This window comes from Paenibacillus oleatilyticus, from assembly GCF_018998565.1.
In the GTDB taxonomy this organism is placed as follows: domain Bacteria; phylum Bacillota; class Bacilli; order Paenibacillales; family NBRC-103111; genus Paenibacillus_G; species Paenibacillus_G oleatilyticus.
Map to the genome: position 1 here is coordinate 1 of NZ_JAHNZO010000150.1, position 364 is coordinate 364.

The window sequence follows — 364 nt, forward strand, 5'->3', positions numbered from 1 at the left end:
GAGCTGCAGCATGCGTTGGTGGAGTATTTACGGGTGGCGCGCTCGGTGCGCTGCTCGCCGGAACAGATCCTGATCACTGAAGGCATCCATCAGGCGATCGATCTGGTGACGCGCATGTTGTGCAATCCGGGGGATGACGCCTGGATCGAAGAACCGGGCTATTGGGGGATCCGCAATATCCTGCGCATCAATGCGTTGAACATCTGCCCGCTGGCGGTGGACGAGGCCGGGCTGGTGCCGCCGGAGCAGCCAACGACGCCACCCCGCCTGATTTTCGTCACCCCGTCGCACCAGTATCCGCTCGGCTCGGTGATGAGCCTGGCGCGCCGCCAACGGCTGCTGGCGCTGGCGCGCAACGCTGGCG

Annotated in this window: 1 protein-coding gene; it reads left to right on the top strand. The window is 65.1% G+C overall.

The window, feature by feature from the left end:
• Positions 1-364 (top strand): aminotransferase class I/II-fold pyridoxal phosphate-dependent enzyme (locus tag KQX66_RS39005; protein ID WP_216798429.1); only part of this gene is annotated, 364 nt, incomplete at both ends.